Annotated in this window: 18 protein-coding genes; 10 read left to right on the top strand and 8 right to left on the bottom strand. The window is 44.7% G+C overall.

Features of this window, described 5'->3' with window-relative positions; genetic code table 11:
* Window positions 1-2: 2 nt before the first annotated feature.
* The 3 genes from FJD32_RS00340 to FJD32_RS00350 all read left to right on the top strand — a co-directional run bounded on the left by FJD32_RS00340 (window position 3) and on the right by FJD32_RS00350 (window position 3,657).
* Entirely contained in the window at window positions 3-827 is an 825-nt protein-coding gene (locus tag FJD32_RS00340; RefSeq protein WP_205403021.1) for an HNH endonuclease, read from the top strand.
* 100 nt (window positions 828-927) lie between these two features.
* A complete protein-coding gene (locus tag FJD32_RS00345; protein WP_140906714.1) occupies window positions 928-2,643 on the top strand; it encodes a hypothetical protein in 1,716 nt (571 codons plus the stop codon).
* Window positions 2,644-2,787: 144 nt separating this feature from the next.
* A complete protein-coding gene (locus FJD32_RS00350) occupies window positions 2,788-3,657 on the top strand; it encodes a hypothetical protein (protein ID WP_140906713.1) in 870 nt (289 codons plus the stop codon).
* 111 nt (window positions 3,658-3,768) lie between these two features.
* On the opposite strand, the gene FJD32_RS00355 is transcribed toward FJD32_RS00350, so the two are convergent.
* A complete protein-coding gene (locus FJD32_RS00355; protein ID WP_014611845.1) occupies window positions 3,769-3,978 on the bottom strand; it encodes a helix-turn-helix transcriptional regulator in 210 nt (69 codons plus the stop codon).
* A 127-nt stretch (window positions 3,979-4,105) separates the two neighbouring features.
* Between FJD32_RS00355 and FJD32_RS00360 the strand changes: the two genes are divergently transcribed.
* The 3 genes from FJD32_RS00360 to FJD32_RS00370 are packed head-to-tail and all read left to right on the top strand — an operon-like array spanning window position 4,106 to window position 6,381.
* Window positions 4,106-4,321, top strand: coding sequence for a hypothetical protein (locus tag FJD32_RS00360; protein ID WP_014611844.1), 216 nt, complete (start codon window positions 4,106-4,108; stop codon window positions 4,319-4,321).
* 9 nt (window positions 4,322-4,330) lie between these two features.
* Window positions 4,331-5,509, top strand: coding sequence for a tyrosine-type recombinase/integrase (locus FJD32_RS00365; RefSeq protein WP_140906712.1), 1,179 nt, complete (start codon window positions 4,331-4,333; stop codon window positions 5,507-5,509).
* Window positions 5,506-6,381 carry a TraI domain-containing protein gene (locus FJD32_RS00370; protein ID WP_140906711.1) on the top strand — a complete coding sequence of 292 codons (876 nt, stop codon included), beginning with the start codon at window positions 5,506-5,508 and terminating at the stop codon, window positions 6,379-6,381. Before FJD32_RS00365 ends, FJD32_RS00370 begins: the two co-directional genes overlap by 4 nt.
* A 12-nt stretch (window positions 6,382-6,393) precedes the next feature.
* Here the strand turns inward: FJD32_RS00370 and FJD32_RS00375 are convergent, their stop codons facing one another.
* The 3 genes from FJD32_RS00375 to FJD32_RS00385 are packed head-to-tail and all read right to left on the bottom strand — an operon-like array spanning window position 6,394 to window position 12,340.
* Window positions 6,394-9,468, bottom strand: a complete 3,075-nt coding sequence (locus FJD32_RS00375; protein ID WP_140906710.1) for a site-specific integrase — start codon at window positions 9,466-9,468, stop codon at window positions 6,394-6,396.
* Window positions 9,453-11,726, bottom strand: coding sequence for a hypothetical protein (locus tag FJD32_RS00380; protein WP_140906709.1), 2,274 nt, complete (start codon window positions 11,724-11,726; stop codon window positions 9,453-9,455). Before FJD32_RS00380 ends, FJD32_RS00375 begins: the two co-directional genes overlap by 16 nt.
* On the bottom strand, window positions 11,726-12,340 hold the full coding sequence (locus FJD32_RS00385) for a hypothetical protein (protein WP_140906708.1): 615 nt from the start codon (window positions 12,338-12,340) through the stop codon (window positions 11,726-11,728). The genes FJD32_RS00380 and FJD32_RS00385 overlap by 1 nt, the downstream gene beginning before the upstream one ends.
* 939 nt (window positions 12,341-13,279) lie before the next feature.
* On the opposite strand from FJD32_RS00385, the gene FJD32_RS00390 reads away from it, so the two are divergent.
* Together FJD32_RS00390 and FJD32_RS00395 are read left to right on the top strand one after the other, a co-directional pair.
* Window positions 13,280-13,534: a YkgJ family cysteine cluster protein gene (locus tag FJD32_RS00390; protein WP_011624688.1), complete on the top strand. Its 255-nt coding sequence runs from the start codon at window positions 13,280-13,282 to the stop codon at window positions 13,532-13,534.
* 21 nt (window positions 13,535-13,555) lie between these two features.
* Window positions 13,556-14,011 carry an Rrf2 family transcriptional regulator gene (locus FJD32_RS00395; RefSeq protein WP_088586452.1) on the top strand — a complete coding sequence of 152 codons (456 nt, stop codon included), beginning with the start codon at window positions 13,556-13,558 and terminating at the stop codon, window positions 14,009-14,011.
* Here FJD32_RS00395 and FJD32_RS00400 read toward each other — a convergent pair.
* The 4 genes from FJD32_RS00400 to gpmM are packed head-to-tail and all read right to left on the bottom strand — an operon-like array spanning window position 13,986 to window position 18,696.
* Window positions 13,986-14,741, bottom strand: coding sequence for a divergent polysaccharide deacetylase family protein (locus FJD32_RS00400; RefSeq protein WP_088586453.1), 756 nt, complete (start codon window positions 14,739-14,741; stop codon window positions 13,986-13,988). The two genes, FJD32_RS00395 and FJD32_RS00400, sit on opposite strands and share 26 nt — an antisense overlap.
* Window positions 14,742-14,753: 12 nt before the next feature.
* Window positions 14,754-15,959 carry a S41 family peptidase gene (locus FJD32_RS00405; RefSeq protein ID WP_088586454.1) on the bottom strand — a complete coding sequence of 402 codons (1,206 nt, stop codon included), beginning with the start codon at window positions 15,957-15,959 and terminating at the stop codon, window positions 14,754-14,756.
* A 48-nt stretch (window positions 15,960-16,007) separates the two neighbouring features.
* Complete coding sequence (locus tag FJD32_RS00410; RefSeq protein ID WP_037414470.1) at window positions 16,008-17,141, bottom strand: peptidoglycan DD-metalloendopeptidase family protein; 1,134 nt, start codon at window positions 17,139-17,141, stop codon at window positions 16,008-16,010.
* 10 nt (window positions 17,142-17,151) lie between these two features.
* Complete coding sequence (gene gpmM / locus FJD32_RS00415; RefSeq protein WP_088586455.1) at window positions 17,152-18,696, bottom strand: 2,3-bisphosphoglycerate-independent phosphoglycerate mutase; 1,545 nt, start codon at window positions 18,694-18,696, stop codon at window positions 17,152-17,154.
* A gap of 265 nt (window positions 18,697-18,961) precedes the next feature.
* Between gpmM and FJD32_RS00420 the strand changes: the two genes are divergently transcribed.
* Window positions 18,962-19,396 carry a rhodanese-like domain-containing protein gene (locus FJD32_RS00420; RefSeq protein WP_037414466.1) on the top strand — a complete coding sequence of 145 codons (435 nt, stop codon included), beginning with the start codon at window positions 18,962-18,964 and terminating at the stop codon, window positions 19,394-19,396.
* Window positions 19,397-19,656: 260 nt separating this feature from the next.
* Window positions 19,657-20,142, top strand: coding sequence for a protein-export chaperone SecB (secB, locus tag FJD32_RS00425; RefSeq protein ID WP_011620882.1), 486 nt, complete (start codon window positions 19,657-19,659; stop codon window positions 20,140-20,142).
* Window position 20,143 lies beyond the last annotated feature (1 nt).

The raw sequence follows: 20,143 nt of genomic DNA on the forward strand, positions 1-20,143 counted from the left end.
TTATGGCCAAAATAACCCCGCAACAATACGAACCGGCTTTTGATATTGCCAAAGCCATGCGCGAAGGGCGATTTAATCGTTCTCGGGCTATTGAGTTAATGGTTGAAACGGGCCTTGGCCACACATCGGCCTCGTTTTACCTTAGTGCGCTGCAGACTATGCCAACCGGTGAAACCTACAAAAAAACCATCAGTAACAGCGCGACCCGATATTATCTCCAGCGATTTATGGGCGAGATGAATGTCGATGAGTTCGCTGCTGTACTGCAGTCAGTTACAGGGCATATTCGCTATTACAATGCACAGGGCGCTGGCAAACAGAAGGAACTTGCAGGCATTCTGGCGGAGTTTCAAACCCGTGCCGAAGTCTTTTACGGTAGCGCTTTTACTGCACTTCAGCCATCTTCAAACGACAGTGAGCCAGCAGGGAATAGAGGCGCTGCCCAGCCAGAACAAAGCCTTACTGATACGCATGAAGCACCAGGGCCTGCGTATCACGAAGGCGCTGTGAAAACCATAGAGCTCACAGTCCACGAGCGAGACCCGGCAGCAAGGCGTGCCTGCATTGCGCATTTTGGATCCATTTGCCAGATCTGTGACTTTGATTTTGAACGCACTTATGGCGAACTCGGGCGTGGTTTTATCCATGTGCATCATAGGGTGGATTTGGCACTGGCTGATGATGTAAGAGAGGTGAATCCCATCACTGATCTGTTGCCGGTGTGCCCCAACTGCCATGCCATGTTACATACAGAAACACCTGCAATGAGTCCCGAACATTTAAAAGCACTTATTAAGCTCAGTAACACTAATTATAAAAATGACTGAAATAAGATGTATTTGCTTAAGTGCAAATATCATTTGAGTTACGTGGAATTAATTACGATATAACCTGCAATGCAGGGTAAAAGAGAACATGGGAAGTATAATGACTCTGAAGAAAAATCTGCTCGATATCGAATGGCTACTAGCGGCCAAAATGGATGGCTGGTTACAAACCAAAATGCAGGATGTGATTGTTAGCGCTGATCTAGCAAGCGTTGCAGACGCTACAACGGTGGCTGTATGCGACACTGTATCTGCTGCTCATGCACTGATTGATGACAGTGATCAAGCGCAGGATGCGTTTGAGACTGCCATTAAAAACGACAATATTGAACTGACAATTGTGTTATTGGCACTGACGGAGCTCACCGCGTATCACTTTGAAAATAACATCTTAGCAATGGCGGTTGCTTATCAACGCAAGGCAATATTCAACTTATTACTGCTGCATCCCGATATTGAAGTGAATTGTGATTTTATGCTGGATAACGAGCATGCTGAAATAGCTGCATCTGTAGGGCATTATGATTCGAATCATTATTTTTCACCCCATCTGTGGTTGTTAGATCCCCTGTATGAGCGTTTTTACCCATTTTTGAATATCGATTGGCAATTCCGTTTTGGTTATAACGCAATGCCGATTCTGGCTCATTGCTACCAAAAGCGGGACTTTGCCACAATGGACCGTTTGGTAGGATTAGGGGCGGAGATAAATCCGGCACTTGATGAATGGGATGACCGCGAACGGTTGTTCCACCTCGCACTTCGAGATTGGCGTGACGATGACCCTGAAACTCAGCTTGGATTGCGCTGGTTTGCCCGTTATATCAGTTTCTTGAGTGATCCCAGTTTTGATTGTGATGTGCTGACTGATGTACTTCAGACTGATATGCCAGCAGTTCATGCTTTATTTGAAATACAAGCTATATCTTTTTTAAAGCAAGCTATCGAAGAAAAGGATGAAAAAATTGCGGAACTTGAACGTATTCAAGTAAGCCGAGAGGAGGTAATTCATTCATATGATGCTTATTTCCCAAGAAACACTCGACAGCCGAGCTCATTGACGGATGACTTGCTGAGGTTAAAGTTAGTTGAGTTAACGGATGATATTGAAGACATACAGTTCTGCGTGACTGATGAGGGAATTGAATTTGGGATCCGCTATTTAAATCGCTCCTTTGGTCGCTCAATATTTTTGCCTACATTCATCGTCGAAAAAATGCCCTTTGCGCCGCAATGTTCTATTCAGAGCATGACTCAGTTTCAATGCCAAGCTTGGCTGCTTATGAGCCCGCCGGAATTATATTTATGGCTAAATATTTTAGCGCAAGATAACGGTGCAGCGATTTTTAAGGTTGTTAAAGGCCACCCTATTTGTAATAGAGAGCGTCAGGTCAGAATGAGTGCAATTTTGGCTGCGGGTGGGATTGACGGTGAGTTTTTGTTGGTTGATAAGCTTCAACGTGAGCTTGAACGATATGAAGGCTTACTCAGTATGTTAAGCGACATGGGATTATTAGTCGCGCCATTTACGGCTGAAGAGCGAAATGAGTTACAAGAGTGGCGTTTTGAAGGTAGACGCAAGGCACCTAAACTCGCTGTTGAAATGTTAATTGCTGAGGAAACATCGCCCCGAGTCTCCGTTTGTGCTGAGCTCGAAGGCCAATGGCACAATATTGGCTCTAGGTTTTTTGATGAGGATTGGGCACAGATATTATTTGATACACCTAATTTTATTCCTTGTGAGAGTTGTGGTGAAACGTTCTACCGGCATCTACTTGCTTATGAACAAGAATGCATGGAGTGCATTAACCGTTAGATATATTTAATTTTAAATACAATGGAATATGTGAAAAAGGTCTGTCGCTGATACTCTGTGGAATTTTATCTGTCATATATAAAGTACGGGTTGAGATGGAAATGGCGTTATTGGACAGACCTGATTTAAACAAGGATGGCTGAGATGAAATTAGGCGTACCTTTCGGGCAGGATAAAACCACTGGCGAATGGAAAGATGTTGCAGAGGTCGAGCGGGGGCTGGCCTGCGATTGTATTTGCCCTTCTTGTCATTTGCCTTTGTCCGCCCATCAGGGAGATGAGCGAGAATGGCACTTTACTCACCACACCAGAAATACACCTAAAGCAGAAATAGTTGATTGCGAATTTTCTTTTGAAGTTTCCGTGAGGATGATGATCCATCAATTGCTGCGGGAAGGCGCATCACTCAAGTTACCTGCATATTTTAAGCCTGTTAGTGTACCAAAGGTTTTACGAGAACAATTTCCTCCCGAAGTGATGGTATTTAAAGAGCTGGAGTTAAAGAGCTCTGCGGGTGTAAAGCTCACGGTAGACGCTGATTTTTGCGGGCATAAAGTTGATGCTTTATATGAATTCAATAAAGCCTCTCTAGTGATCTATTTGGAATACCGAGGGCGCAAATGCCAACTCGAAAGGCCATTATTACAAGAGTTGAATGCTGGTGCAGCAATACTCAATATCGATGCTTTATCAACGTTTTTTTACCATCAGCCGATGGCCAAAACAGGAAAACTAGGAACCGCCAGAGCCCAGTTATTAGGTTGGCTTCAAACAAGTATCAAGGCTAAAGATTGGTATTATCATCCCCGAGAGAAGGCGTGTATTGCTAAGAGAGATGAAGATATCAATAAGGCACTGAAAGAATTAACTACCGAAAGCCATGTTTTATCTATCCCTGTACATCAACAGCTCAAATGCCAGTGCCTTGGTTGCGGCAAAATGTTTATCGGTATTCGTAATAAGGTTAACCCCTGTCCAGACTGCCAAACACATCTTTATGTTACAGAGAGATAAGAAGCTGCTAATAAAATATAAAGCGCATTTTGCTATCCGCAGTGAGACTGTGGATAGCTGAGTATGCTAGAAAATATGCTTTACATTCATTGCGTAACACACATTTCAATATTAATTATTGGACTTATCGAGCTCAAACAGATCACCCACCTGTATATCTAAATACTTACAAAGTACCTCAATTACATCAAGTTCCACTCTTGTCGCCGTTTCATTGTAGAGACGGTGGAGGGTATTTCTGTTTATACCTGTATCTCGTGATACTTCAGCTATTTTTTGTTTTCTCTCGCCCAAGATCCGAGACAAGTGACACTTTACCATAAAATCCTCCTTGAGAAGAAAAAATACCTACAAAAGAGAAAAATGACTTGCAATGATTAATTTTAGTGCTAAATTCTCTTCTGTGGGTCATTTTTGTTTTTAGAAGAGAAAAAAGCGAGGTTTGATTATGCCATATACCTATCTTACAACTGAAGAACTATCTGCGCGTATCCGCTATGACGTTCGTACTATCCGCCAATGCTTAAAGGATGCTGTGCTGTTTGAAGGTGTGCATTACATTCGGCCTTTTGGCGGACGAAAAATTCTCTACATATGGGAGCGAGTTGAGGAGTCTATGTTGCTTGGAGCCTCTGCCCATGATCTGATAAATCAGCTGAACTAGGGGGTTGCCATGGGAACTGTAAATAGCCGAGATGGCAAACTTTATCTAGATTTTCGCTATAAGGGTGTACGTTGCCGAGAGCAGACCAGTCTTGCCGATACTCCGGCGAATCGACAAAAATTAAATAAACTGTTGTTAATGCTGGAACAGCAAATGAAAGCTGGTTCATTTGATTATCGGCATCATTTTCCAAATAGCCCTAAAGTCGAACACTTCGCCCAGTTAGCTAAACTCAGTCAATTCCATGCTGCTGGTGGGCGCATGTTGTTTAGTGTCTTTGCTAATCTTTGGCTGGACGAGAAGCGGGTAGAATGGCGCGAGAGTCAAATTGAGACGGTAGAGGGGATCTTAAGGTGTCACCTCATTCCCGCGATGGGGACTAAGATGATAGCCACTATCTGTAAGCAGGATATTTTGGGTTTGCGTCTAAGTCTTTGTGAGGTCGATGCACTCACAAATCGTTCGCTGTCAGCTTCAAGAATCAATCACATCATGACTTATTTACGATTAATCCTAAATGAGGCTGCTGAGCGCTTTGGGTTTCAGACTCCTTGGCGAAATATCAAAGCGTTACCTATGCCGCGAACGGATATTCAACCATTTTCGTTGGTAGAGGTATATCGGATTATCGAGGGTGTAAGAGATGATTTTCGCCCTTACTACACCGTTCGATTTTTTACAGGTATGCGCACAGGGGAAATCGATGGTCTGACGTGGGAAAATATTGATTTTACGAACAGATTGATCCACATCCGCCAGTCATTAGTTCGTGGCAGCCTTGGCCTAACTAAAACGTCAAGTTCAGACCGCGCGATTGCAATGAATCAGCCTGTATATGAAGCACTTCAGGCCCAAAGTGAGCTAACCAAAATTCGGAGTAAATTCGTTTTTTGTAACCGCCGTGGAGACGCACTGAGCCATCGGAATGTGACCAAGCGTGTTTGGTATCCACTGCTAGAAAGTTTGGCACTCGAAAAGCGAAATCCTTACCAGACCAGACACACTGCTGCAACCCTGTGGCTTGCAGCAGGAGAGAGTCCAGAATGGATTGCTCGGCAGTTAGGACATGCCAATACGGGGATGTTATTTAGAGTGTATTCTCGCTATGTACCTAATTTATTAGGGCAAGATGGCGCAGCGTTTGAACGGTTGATTGGCAATGGTCCAAAAGGGGAGTCGTCAAAATGAATATTAAATCCCGAACAAATAATGCTGATGACTTGGCCTGGGTACATCTGATAGAGCGGAGAAAACAGGTAGAATTGTGGCAATTTAGCTGCTTAAGACAGTCTTATGCACTAGAGCTATCCCCAAATATTATGGAAGGTGTAAACCCTGAGGGGCAGCTGGTGATGGTTCAGTGGAGCCCTAGCAATGATTTGCAGCGGGTAAAAATAACCTTGAATATCCATGAGGTTACCGATAAAGCTGCTGTGCATCATCATTTTAAACTTGTCCCCGCAGGTTGTGAGTCAATCATTATCGATATTTGGGGGATTTTGGGACTTATCCATGATGAGGCATTAAGACGCTTTTACTTAGCAGTATTACTCAACAATGAGCTGATGGGACAGTTTTTTAACGCCAGAGCGAGCCGAAGTCATCATCATAATCATGCTTGTGGATTACTGGAACATAGCCATGAGGTGGCTGTTACTGCAGCAATGCTTTGCTGGCGATACAATGTTGGGCCTTTAAGTGTATGCGTCGCTTTTATTGGAGGCCTTTTACACGACATAGGTAAAATTCACCTTTTTTATAATGCAGATACTCGGGATGGCATTGCAGGTTCACACGAGTCATACAATTTTATGGTATTGGCTGAGCCATTAGCGTTGTTGTATCGAAATTCTCCCAAGATTTTTGAGGCGCTGAGTAGTTGCTTATCGGTCAAGATCGGGCGCCGCTCTGAGGCATATATTCCGGCCTCTATGGTGAGACTATGCGACAATCTCTCCATGGAAGTATGCCATTGGCGCACCGCTTTTGCAGATGTGCCTCCACATCATTGGTACGCTCATTCTGCTATGAACGATCAATGGTATAAGCGGCTCGGATGACGCTTGGTGACATTAACTCTGTTCCCATTGCTTTATTTGCTCCGCTTTGAACAGGATAATCGCCAGCTGGTGGAATAAGGTTTTCAGTGCCGGGGAGGAATATTGGCTTATTGCTTCGTCGCCGCGTGTTTTTATGTGACGTAAAAATAATGCTCCAGATCCTTCTGGATATTCATTTATTTTCTGTAACGTGTAGCAGGTTATCTGAAGGTTGCGGTGGCATTTCCACTGATTATAGGGTTTTCCATATTGATAATGCAGTCTAAGGTGCCAGCGCTTCCAAGTAAAAAGCTTGCTTACCACTGCCATAAATCGCTGAAACTCTGTTGTTTTGTTAAAGAAAATCGACGGGTTACTGCTGGTTGTATGCGTTAAGTAATACTGAATAGCCCATTGTAATTCGACGTTTCCTTTTTGACTCGACTTGAGTTCGCGACATACTTGTAGGGCTGAATAAATATCCTTTCGAACAGAAATATCAATGGGGTCTGCGGGTAGCAGCGCATTACAACGTCTGTTTGAAAATAATCGGCCAATACCTCGTGGTGTTTTTAACATCCGAAGTGCAGTTGCAGCATCTATCCAGCGTTTAACGCGTTCAGGAGTGAGGCGATACTGAAAGGCAACGTCTTGATAGTCATGACCTAGATCAATACTCCTGAGTACCGCCAAGGCCTGATTGTAGTGACTGCTTTTTACAACCTGATTTTTCTGGCGGATTGTACTTTGGCGAATGCCGCTCACTGGGCCCATAAAAGGGACTAGCCGCTTTCTAAAAAATGGCAGCAAACGCACAGGAGTGATGTTTCCTGATTTTTGCATCACTTTATAACGGTGTGGGCGTACTCCAAGTACAATATTTGCTGTGTCTTCAGGTATTTCTTGAGCGTTTATTGCCAAATGGCTGCCTAGCAGTAAATCGGTAAAATGTAGATAGCTTCTGAATGTGGTGTCTGGACTGCTATGGCCAGCAAACACTGCCAGCGCAGAATATCTGTCTCGTAACCGGTCTTCACCAAATATCAGTTTAGATATTATCCTTTTTTGTGACGGTGGGTATGGCAACATCGTCTTGATAACTTCAGGTAATGTGATTAAGTCATCATGGGCAAGGAGTTGAAGTCTGGACAATGCTGTATGGCGAAGATGATATAGACGATAATAAATTCCGCCGGTTAACTGAGACAATATCTCTTTCACCATCAAGGATATTTGACCTGTATTGACAACTTGAAAGGGATTAGCCTCTTCGTGAAAGAGCAATTCGTTATAACGTTTATGGCAAGCCATAAGGCGATCCCTAAGATAGCTTTCCATTAAACTTTTTTCGTTGTCGGTCAACAAAGGAAATAAAGGCACTTTTCGAAGTGCAGAGTCGGTTTTGTTATGCCCGTGGCGGCTTTCACGAACAAATAGCCATCCGATAGAGGAAGGCTCAATGTCTTTTAGACGCAGTTTGGCGACTTCACCGGGTCTAAGACCTGTACGATAGGCAATGAGCAAATAGCATTTTAACATCCGTTGGGCTGCATGGTCTAAATCGTCTATGTAATCGATTTGGCGAAGCAGGGCTGAAAACAGTGGCTCATCAATAATGGCTGCACTTACATGGGGAGTAATATTGCTACCTTCGCTGAGTGGCTGATTAAGAGGAGGGAGATCAAATCTCTGTTGTGCGAATAAATGTAGGTTCTCAAACCGACGCGCTTTATAGTGCAGTTCATGTTGACTATCAGTACGATTCAAAATTTCTTGATAAAGTTCGATAAAGTCTTCACTGCTCAGGCTGTATAAGTCAATTTCTGCGGTCGCAGCCAACCAGTGGCCTCCAATTGCTCCAAAGTACCTATTCGCTGTTGATACTTCATTTTTCTCAGTAGTCAGGTGGTGAATGAGCCATTGAAGCAGGATCTCTTCGTTAGGGCAGAGGCTTGCTTGTGTTAGTTCTTGTAAATGAAGAACAACTTGGCGCTTTCCTTGGGGATTGGCGTTATTCTGCTTAAATATTTCTCTTATTTGGTTAAGCAGGTATCGGTTACCTAGTTTAAAACGGTGTGATGGCGATGTTACTGAAGAGTCTGCTTGTATTGAATTATACCATTTCTTGAATTGAGCAAAGCTTCTTACGTTGCAAGGTCCCGTTGCACCTTTAAATAATCTTAACCAGTAGGCATTGGGTAGGGATGCGCTTTTTTGACGTCCCAACGAATACTCTACCAACACCTGTGGTAACTCGACATTAGGCTGAGCCTCTGCAAAACAAATCCCACCTTGTTGAAACTGTTTTTTTGGAAGAATGAGTTTAAGTTCTGACTTAATTATCTCTAAACATTGTTTGACTGATTTTGGGGGGCGCCAACTTCTTGTTCGGCTGTTTAGAAATGGCTTTATTAGCCCGAGACTTATTGGATCGGGGAAAAAATGAACCTCGACCTGAGCTTTATTAGGTTCGAAATCGTCTTGAACGGTGTAAAGATTACTGGCAAAGCTCTGCCCTGGACTTGGTCTCAACGTTAGCCAGCAAAGGTCTTTATTGCCATTTAATGGTTTATCGCTATTTAATGCCTTCGCCAGCGCGGGCCATAGCCTAGGTCGATTCAGACCACCATAGCAAATGCAACTCATCAGCAATCTGGCAAAGCATTGTTGGGGATCGGATGTTTTATCAAGCTTGTCTAGCAAACCGTCAATTTTTGATGCGAAAACAGAAGTATTGTGTTGCCAAGTCAAATTTCTAAGCGGTCGAACTCTACGAAGGGTGAGATAGTCTGAGGGAGGATTGATCTGCCAAAGTCCCTGTCGGTTACCCGTTTCTAGTTGTCTGCAGATAAAAGCATATCCTCGGCGGTAAGCTGTTTCCGATTTGAGGACCTTTCGCAGATCTGAGTCAACCTGTGGCCAAACAGCCGAAAATCGGTCGTATTTCGGTGGTGTTTCAAACAGTTCAGGTAGATGATGTTCAAGTACGGCCAGAGCTTGTTTTATTATCGTTATATGACTTTTTTGCCGAGCAGCAGTTCTGGACTGATGCCCCAATAACCGTACTAGGGATTTCTGTTCATGTGGAAGGATCAGCGGGTTTTCCATGCATCAACCACCGTAATTTCATGAGTGTTCAGTAGCGTTTCGATATGCTGAGCAATACGGTTGAGGTATTGAGTTGATAGCATGCTATGACGACCCATGGATTCTTCTCCAATATCTTCGTGTCCCATCCAACCATCTATCTCTGCCGGAACAACACCGAGACGCTTTAATTCGCTACGCATGTGATGCCTCCCCCAGTTGCCAGGCCAGGGTAACTGGTCTCCAAGAAATGCTTTTACTCTGGCAGGCGTGAGTTCTTGCGTAATTTGGGGGATGTTGTCCTGTTCTTGATGTTTTATAAAAAATAGAAGATTTCCGCTGCCGGTCATTGCCTCGTCTGCACGTTTGAAAATATCTTTTGCGATGAGTTGACTGCGTTTTTTCAACTCTTGAAGATGTTGTAGATAATGTTCAAGTTGCTTCACTGCAGTCTGTGGAAGTATCAGCGTTCTAGCAGATATCCCATGTCGGTTTTCTTTATCGCTAATCCACCAGGTATTGTTATGGCTGTTGAAATCGGTACGCTGTCCCATTGGTGCATTAACATCGCGGTGACCGGTTGCAAACGTCAAAAGCGCCCATACGTAGCAGACATAGTGATTATGTAGTGTCGTGAGTTCTTCCAAAGATTGCTTTCGCGGGCGAGGAATTTGACTCCTCAAAACGCGAAAAAAATTGTGTAAGGTCCGTGGGGGGAGATGTAATGCACTTCCCAGTTGCTTTTTGATGGGCTTTACTTCGGGGAGTTGCGAAGCGATCTCAGCCATCTCGAAGATTGAACTCACGTATCTGTGGTGGTTTTCAATCAGTTTATCTGCATCGAAATTTGAATAGCTCAGTGCAGGCTGGTTTCGGGGGGCTCGCCCTTTTATGAGTCCGACTTCGGCACGATCTAGTCCATGATTGATATACCAGTGTTCAAGAAAACGGGTGATTCTTCCGAGACTTAAACGACATCGGTGTTGCTTGTTGATGTCACTAATGACTGACTTCAACTCTGCCGTGCCCACGTTTTGAGTAAGCTTATCTTGTAAAAATTGAGGGAGCGGCAGCACTAAATGGTTTGTTATATTGTTCAAACATTTTTCTAGTCTTACATCTTGTTTGCTTGCTGGTACTGTGTGGGTTAGAGATATGCAAGGGCGATTTTTGTAATGTGTGAGACAAAATGTATTTGAAGATTGTCCTAGGGAGATAGGATCTCGACCGCATAGCAGGCACAGCAGTAGGGTTGAGCAGCTATCTGGGTTTACTCCAGTGTTAATTCCATTGGTCGTAAAACGAATGAGATGACATATATCCCATTCGGTCAGTTGATTGTAACTGCAATTTAAGGATAACTGCATAATGCCGAGTTTTTCGGTCAGACACTTATGCTGTATAGCCCGTACAGCTCTTGAGGATGGGGAAGGAGTTGTTTTTAGTTTATTCGTTAAGGGTTTATCTTCAATACGAAATGTTCGACCGGCTGTTACCGATATTGCCTCATCTCGTTCTTGAGCGGTCGTCGGTTTTGTGGATGCAACACATAGTTCTTTAACCTCAAGTCCTGCGTCTTCAAATGCATCAACGGGATTAAGTTCGATGAAGGTGTCAGGGTCTGAAATAGGAGGTATTCTAATTCTTCTTCGTCGTCTTTTGCTCCCTGATACTGCTTCTCTAAGCACTAACTCCAAGTAGCCAAGGCCGTATTCTTGCGGGGCAGGATATTTTTCCTTTCGTAGTTCTTTAAGTTTTGACACCAGTAGTTCAACTGATGATGCGTCATCCAATTCTGGCAGTATATCTAATAGTTTTCGATGCTTGGGGTCCATCGCTACCAGACGTAGCTCGCGTAATGCATTTTCATTTCCTGAGGTTGCGAGTTGCTGGTTATGGGTATAGCGGATGAAACAACAGATAAGAACAATCGATTGGTATGACGTGTATTTCGTTCTCCATTGTGGTGTGGCATTGGGGGGTAACACTGCACAAATGGTGGCAGCAAATGGGTATGATGTAAGATGCTTATTTTTCTTTAAAATTCCAAATATTTCAGTGTTACTGACGGAGCCTGAAGGCATTTTTGTTATCAGAATTTTTACTAGCCTATCTATTAGTTCGAATTGTTCCCAATAGCCTGCTGGAAATGCTTGAATACTATAGGCTAGTTGCATTAACAGCGTTTGCTTGAGCTCTGGATTTAAATGCTCTGGCGCAAAATATTTGCTTAAAAATTCCTTTAATTTTTTGCTGGTGTTGCGTGCAGGAGGAGTCATTATTTAGGCTCCCATGGCATTGCTAATTCGGCGAGAATATCGACAGAATCAGATATTGGGCATTTAGGAAACTGGCGCTGGCGCTGCTGAACCAGAGTGCCTCTCGAGATAGATAACAAATCACAAAATAGCTGGTCAGGTAGTGTATTCTTCCCAAAGAGTTCTCGTGAAAACTGCTCTGGTAGGCCTTGACGCCAGTCATCAATAAAGGCGGCAACATATTTAGAATTGATGGATAGACTTAGCAGTTGCAATAGTGATAACCATGCTTTTTTCTCGACGCTTTCAGGCGTCAATTGATCTTGAATCTTTGTTTCTAAAACCAGAAGAGTACCTTCTGGTGGGCGACCATTTTCCCAAAAAAGTGCTGCCCAGATAGGACTATAAAACTGAAATGTTCTGGTATGGTGTTTTGCTTTATTGATGCTGGCTTTCGAATCTATGTACTCCAAACAATTTATTGTTTGGGAGGCAAATTCAGACCTGATAATTGCAGGTAAGGCATGTAGATTACATAACCCAGGTAATGATTGCATTACATCGAAAGCTTTTCTAGCTGCTGGATGTAAGTTCACCTGATACTTCTTTTGGAGCTTTAAAATTATTTGGGCCATCAGAATTCCATTTCCTGTGATTGCGTCCTTCCTTTAATATAGGGCTCACTTTTTCACCTCCCAAGTGTGCTCAAAAGTTGATCAGTAAAAAGATCGATTTATGTGATCGTGATCTGGTTTTTTCCATAATCGGATTTATGAACAAGCCCCTAAAGTTGTGAATTATTTAACTTTCCAATGGATCATTCCTAGTCCTGCAATGACAATTCACTAACTGGAAACACCTGTTGTTAGCACGGTTACTGGTGATATCGGGGGGCAACTAGTTCAATCAATTTTGGAGACAAGCTCAAGATTACACTCACTGAAAAACCATGCCTGTCTTACTATTTTAAAATCATTTTGGTTAACAGAATGTAGCTCTCTGTGACTGCATATTTGCTTTAAATATGAAGTTAACACTATTTTTAGTTATCAAAATCGATCAAATGTTGATCAGTGAAAAGACTGGTTTTCGTGACTGTGACCACCAAGTTGTTGTTAATAGTCGTTAATGTTTAGTCCGATTGTCATTCGAATATTGCTAATTAAATCAATTGACAACAATTTAGGTAAAATAGGTAACGCACTAAAATCCATATCTGCACGGCCTGTCACGCCGGGGGTCGCGGGTTCGAGTCCCGTCCGCTCCGCCAACACAAGAGATAAGCCTCATCGAAAGATGAGGCTTTTTTCGTTTATGCGTTGAAAAATCTGCTCAGACTCACTTTCAGCGGTGTTTTACTCAGCCTCGTTTATGTAAGTTATTCTGAAACCACTCTTTTTATTAAAAGGGTTTAGCGGTTTTCTTTATGATAGACTGCTAGTTTTTACGGCTGGACAGGTCAGTTTTTCATTTGTGGGTGAGGTGGTTGTGCGCCACTTGGCAGTATTGAACTGTGTTTCTGCCCTCAGATAAATTAAACGGTATAATGTTTACCAATTTTTACGAGTAATAAAATGAATTGTCGTCTAGGTTGCGGTGCTTGCTGTATTGCGCCTTCAATCAGCAGTGGGATCCCTGGTATGCCAAATGGTAAGGCGGCTGGAGAGCGCTGTGTGCAGCTCAGTGATGACAATTTATGTTTGATTTTCGGCTCGCCTGATCGTCCTGCGGTTTGTAGTGATTTTGAAGCGTCTTTAGATGTCTGTGGGGATTCAAACGAAGAGGCGCTCTGGTTGATCACAAACCTTGAATCTCAAACATCTCAATAGTTTATTGCTGACAGGTGAATTATGCAGTTAACACGCTATACCGACTTTGGTGTTCGCACGCTGATGTATTTGGCGGTTCAGCCCGATAGAACAACCCTTTTTAGGATCGCTGAGATTACCGAGGTCTTCGATTTGTCACCAAATCATGTCTCGAAAATTGTGCATCACTTAGGCAAGTTAGGTTATCTAGAAACCATACGCGGTAAGATGGGGGGCTTTCGTTTAGGGAAACCAGCGAGCGAGATTAATCTTGGGCAACTCATTCGTGCGTTAGAGAACTCGCTGGCACCGATTGATTGCAGCAAACCTTACTGCCGCTTCACTCCCGCCTGTCAGTTGAAGGGCGTATTAGCCAAAGCGGTTGAGGCGTATTTAAGTGTGCTCGATCAATACAGCTTGGAGGACATTGTAAGCAATCGAAATGAGTTGCTAGCATTGCTGCCAGGTATGACTATTTCTGTCTTACAGTTGGATTAGCGCCTTTCTCATGGGCTAGTTCGATGGGCAACAAGCGTGATGTCGGTACTAGCTCAATTCCTTCCGCCTTTAGGCGTGCTAAGTTCGTTTTTAAGAAGTGAATGGTTTCGGGGTAAGGATGCGCGATGGCCACTAAACTGCCTTGCGCGTGAGCCTGGCTTATCATCAAGTTAAACTGTTTTTCCAGTGCTGTTGCACTGACGTCATTATCGAGAAAGAGTTGGCGTCGTAGCAGTGGCACGCCGAGTAAATCTGCCTTATCTCCCGCCTTAGTGAATTTGGTTGTCATGCTATCGATAAAGTAGAGCTGCTTCTGCTTTAGCGTTTCCATTACCCATAACATAGGATCATCGAGCTGCGTCAGCAGGCTCCCCATATGATTGTTGGCACCTTTAGCGAAGGGCACGCTAGCGATAGCAGCAAGTACACTGCTACGTATCTGTGCTTCGCTCATTTTGTTGGTTAAACCGCCAAGCCCTAAGGCTTTACCATTGAGCGCCTGCATGGGTAAGTGCAGCATAATCTCGTGGCCTTTGGCGTGTGCGGCTTTGGCTAGCTTATTGCTGAGCGGCGTGTGTGGCAGCACCGATAAGGTGACTGCGCTGGGGAGTGAAAGCACGGCTTCGTCGGTGTGACGATAGCCGATATCATCGATGATTAAGGCGATTTGAGCTGCATTGCTTGGCGCAATACTGATAGCCAAAAGGGCCAATATATAAAATAGACGCACTATTTCTTCTTATTAGTCATGATGTTGTATCCAAGCAATAGCGGAAATGACTATGTTATCTTGGCTGACATCGGTTCGTGCTGAGATGGCGTCGATTATAGCCATATTCTTTTGATTGGAGCCAGTTTCGGTTGCAACTTTGATATCTGGCACTATGCCGATAGCGTGGATGTTTTCCCCTTTGGGTGTGTTGTACTGGGCGATAGTGAGCTTGATGGCATTGCCGTCGTTCAGTATGGGGATCAGGCTTTGTACTGTGCCTTTGCCGAAGCTGGTTTCACCGAGCAGCTTGGCGCGACCATTCTCTTGTAGTGCTGCGGCGAGGACTTCGGAGGCGGAGGCCGAGCCTTTATTGATCAGCACTAACATAGGCACATTGGTCAGCATGGTTTGGGGGGAGGCGTAATAGTCGGAATTGGCATCGAAGAAGCGGCCTGAGGTTGAGACGATTCGTCCTTTAGCTAAAAACAGGTCGGCAATTTTGATTGCCTGATCCAGCAAGCCGCCGGGATTATTGCGTAAATCTAAAATCAAGCCCGTAAGATGCGCGTTTTGCCACTGGCTTAAACTGCGCACCATATCCTCGGTGGAGTTTTCTTGAAAGCTGCTGAGCCTAATATAGCCGATATTACCATCCAGTAATTTGCTGGCGACAGATTGAATCGTAATAGTGCTTGGTTTGAGTGATACCTCGAACTGGGCGTCATCATTATGGTGCTTCAGTGTGAGGTGAATACCCTGATTACTCAGACTATGTTGTTTGATTTGATTGAGGATATCCGCAAGATTGGTTTCGGTGGTTGGCGTGTTATTTAGCTTGATAATGATGTCACCCGCTTGGATACCTGCCTGTTCGGCGGGCGAGTTCGCAAAGGGCGCGATAATGCTGATATGGTCTTTATCGCTGGCGACCTCAAAGCCAAAGCCGAAGTATTCGCCGCGATTGGAGTCTTTTAAGTCGAGTAACTCTTGGTGATTTAAAAAGCTGGAATAGGGATCTAAGTGCTCAAAAATCCCTTTAATGGCCGCTTGCACCAGCTCATCTTTGGAAACGGTTTTAACGTAATAGGTTTCGACCGTTTCTAATACATCCTGCAATAGCGGGTAGTCGAAGTCACTCTGATATGATTTGGCATTCTCTTGGCTGGAGAGGCTAATGGATAAGCCTAGGCTTAGGCCGAGTCCAAGGCAGACGATATTGCGGATTAGATGTTTCATAGCCGTCCCCGATGTTGATGGGGACGGCCACCTTAGCGACAGTACTGATTAACGACAGTACTTGGCTGGATCGACCGCTTGCCCCTTATACCTTATTTCAAAGTATAGGCCAGGCTCTGTCTGTCCACCCGAACGTCCGACTAAAGCAATTGCTTCACCGGTTTTGACCATGTCTCCAGGGCTTTTTAACAGGGCCTGCGCATGGCCGTAGAGGCTCATATAACCTTTACCATGGTCTATCACCATCACCATACCAAAGCCTTTAAGCCAATCGGCATAGATGACTTTACCGCCAGAAACCGCGCGAATATTTTGTCCTTCGGGCGCAGAGAGCATAGTGCCTTTCCACACCACTTGGCCCGATCTCGGGCTGCCAAAACCAGCAGTAACACGGCCCTTTGTTGGCCATTTGAGTTTACCGCCTTGTTTATCGAAGCCTTCCATCGAAGGATTGTCACGCATGGCCTTAAGCGCTTGTTCAACCACCCGTTTTAAGCTGGCCTCTTCAATTTGCAGTTGTTCGAGTTCGGCACCTTTAGTATTTAAGGTGCGCTGTAATTCATTGAGGGTTAATTGGCGTTGATCTTGTTCTTGATTCAAGCGCTTAGATTGCACTTGTTGCTCGGCCATCAACTTAGTTAATTGTTTTTGCTTGCTGGTTTGGGTGACTTTAATCTCATCCAGCTCTGTGATGGTTTGTTTTAACTCGTTAATCGACTTCATCCGCGCTTTGTTGAGATATTGGTAATAGGCCAACATCCGCTCAATAGTGGCGGGACTTTGCTGATTCAGCATCATCTTAGTGTAATCGTGGTTACCGGCTAGGTATGCGCTCGCAAGTTGTTTTGAAAGCGTATTTTGCTGGCTCACCTTGAGGGTTTCTAACTCTTCCTGGCGTTGCTTGAGTTCGGCAAGCGTATTATCAATCTGCGCCAAACTGGTTTTGGTGCTATTGACCTTTTTGGCTGCCGCCGCAATCGCCTCTTCATCGCTGCGTAGCAGTGCGAGTAACTTTTCCCGCTGCTTACTGGTGTTTTTAAGCGCGCTTTGTTGTTGGTTGATTTGCGCTTGGATGGATTTCAACTCGGACTGACGCTTCTCCAAATCAGAAGCGTAGACCGAGAAAGATAACATCATAAAGCCAGCAATAATGCTGGCTTTAACGGGGAGTCGAGTGCTCACTAGGTAACAACTACTCTTTAACGTGGATTAAGGGCTTACCCGTCATCTCTGCGGGAATGGTTTCACCCATCAGGTGCAGAATCGTTGGGGCGACATCACTCAGTTTACCACCTTCATCTATGGTGGCGTCACGGCCAACAAACACAAAGGGTACGAGTTCACTGGTGTGCGCCGTATGGGCTTGGCCAGTGGTTTCGTCGGTCATCTGCTCGGCGTTGCCGTGGTCGGCGGTAATAATACATTCGCCGCCTACTTTTGCCAGTGCGTCAACTACGCGGCCGATACAGGCATCGACAGCTTCGCAGGCTTTAACCGCCGCATCGAAGTTGCCAGTATGACCCACCATATCACCGTTAGGGTAGTTACAGATAATCACATCGTATTTAGCGGATTCAATCGCTGCGACTAACTTATCCGTCAGCTCGGTTGAGCTCATCTCAGGTTGTAAGTCGTAGGTTGCCACTTTAGGTGAGTTGATCAGGATACGATCTTCACCGTTGAATGGCTCTTCCTTACCGCCGTTGAAGAAGAAGGTCACATGGGCGTATTTTTCAGTTTCTGAGATACGTAACTGAGTACGGCCACGATTTTGCAGCACTTCACCTAAGGTATTTACTAGGTTTTCAGAAGGATAAGCAATAGGTGCTTTGATATCAGCCGCGTATTCGGTCAGCGTTACAAAGTTAACCTTTGGCGTCACTGCACGTTCAAAACCGTCGAAATCGGCATTGATAAAGCTGCGGGTGATTTGACGAGCACGGTCGGCGCGGAAGTTCATGAAAATCAGCGCATCGCCATCGTTCAAGCTGGCAACCTTGCCTTCGCTGTCGGTAATGGCTGACGACGACACAAACTCATCGTTTTCGTTACGCTCGTAAGCGGCTTCTAACGCGGTCACGGCGTTATCGTATTGGAACTTCGCCTTGCCTTGGGTGATCAGATCGTATGCCTGTGACACGCGGTCCCAACGGTTATCACGGTCCATAGCAAAGTAACGACCAATAATCGAGGCGATACGGCCATGGCCCAATGTAGTAAACAGATCATCAAAGTGGCTTAGGCTGCCTTTGGCGCTGCGAGGTGGGGTATCGCGCCCATCTAAGAAAGCATGTAAGTATACTTTAGTGGCGCCGCGTGCTACTGCCATGCGGCACATGGCTTCGATATGCTCTTCATGGCTGTGTACGCCACCGGGAGAGAGCAGGCCCATAATGTGCACCGCACCACCGGCTTTGATGGCCGCATCTACGGCATCGCAAAGGGCTGGGTTTTGTTCAAACTCATGATCTGCAATGGCTTTGCTGATACGAGTCAGCTCTTGGTAAACGATTCGGCCAGAACCTAAGTTGATATGGCCTACTTCAGAGTTCCCCATCTGCCCATCGGGCAAGCCTACATCTAAGCCTGAGCCTGAAATTAAACCGTGGGCATATTGGGCGTTGAGACGGTCGAGTACTGGTGTGTTGGCGTGGTAAATCGCATTCATATGCGTATTTTCACGGTAACCCCAGCCATCGAGGATCAACAACGCGATTGGACGTTTAGTTGTCGTCATGGTGATACCTTTAAAGTTTAAGGAAGCTAAAGAAATCTGAAATTGGTTAAATATTACTACGTAAGCGGGGTACGAAAAAGCGCTTTACCTAGATTAAGGTCATCGAATGGCTATTTCAGCGGATTCTGTGAGCGCCAAGAGAAGCGAGATGGCGCAAGGGCTGAGCTGTGTTCTAGAACTGTGACTAAACTGCTGCAATCTGCCAAGGCAATGGGTATACTCTGTGCCCTTATCGAATTTTTCGCCATTTATACGGGCTGTAACCATGCAAGAATATATCGAATTTTTTAAGGCTCACACTATGCTAAGTCTGGCTTGGGTGGGTTTGTTTGTAATGCTTGTGGTCAGTGTGATCAAATCGAGCTTTTCAAAAATCAAAAATGTTACTCATCAAGAACTCACTATTATGGTGAACCGACAAGACGCCAAAGTCGTGGATGTGCGTTCTAATGACGAATTCCGCAAGGGCCATATTGTTGATGCAGTTAACGTTACGCTCGCGGATATCAAAAATAATCAGGTTTCTGCCCTTGAAAAGTTTAAAGGTAGTCCCATTATACTGGTATGCAATGCTGGCATGACCTCGTCTCAAGCGGCTCAGCTTTTAAGTAAACAAGGTTTTGAAAACCTGTATAACTTGAAAGGTGGTATGGGTGAATGGCAGGCAGCGAATATGCCTGTTTCAAAAAGCAAAAGATAAGTTGTCGGCGGCAGTTATGCGCTGTGCTGCATAGTTAATTGATTGTGCAGCAGTTGCGTCATCATTGTTTGGCATACTAATCCTGTGGTCACTAAGGGCTTAAATTAAGTATTTAGATTGACTTCAAAAGTACCCCGTTAAGGGAACGTTGGGACGGTACTGAGATCTCATTCAGGCATCAAAGCATAAGCCCAGCTAAATAGACAAAAAAGCCAACCAGATAAGTGTTGGCATAACATTGATAGGATAGGTAGGAAATTATGGCTGAAGTAGCAAACAACGAACAACAAGCCCCACAATTCAACATCCAACGTGTTTACACTAAAGATGTTTCTTTCGAAACACCTAACAGCCCAGCTGTATTCCAAAAAGAATGGAATCCAGAAGTTAAGTTAGATTTAGACACTCGCAGCGCTAAATTAGCCGACGACGTATACGAAGTGGTTCTGTCTTTGACTGTGACTGCACAAAACGCTGGCGAAACTGCATTCCTGTGTGAAGTACAACAAGCAGGTATCTTCTCAATCGCAGGTCTGACTGAGCCACAACTGGCTCACTCATTAGGTGCATACTGCCCTAACATCCTATTCCCATATGCGCGTGAAGCTGTAGGTAGCTTAGTAGGTCGTGGTACTTTCCCACAACTTAACTTAGCACCAGTAAACTTCGACGCTCTGTTCGCACAATACGTGCAACAACGTCAAGCCGCAGCAGCTGCACCAGCAGCCGAAGAAGCTAACGCTTAAT

Origin of the sequence: Shewanella sp. LC6 (assembly GCF_006385735.2) — a bacterium.
GTDB classification, from domain to species: Bacteria; Pseudomonadota; Gammaproteobacteria; order Enterobacterales; family Shewanellaceae; genus Shewanella; species Shewanella xiamenensis.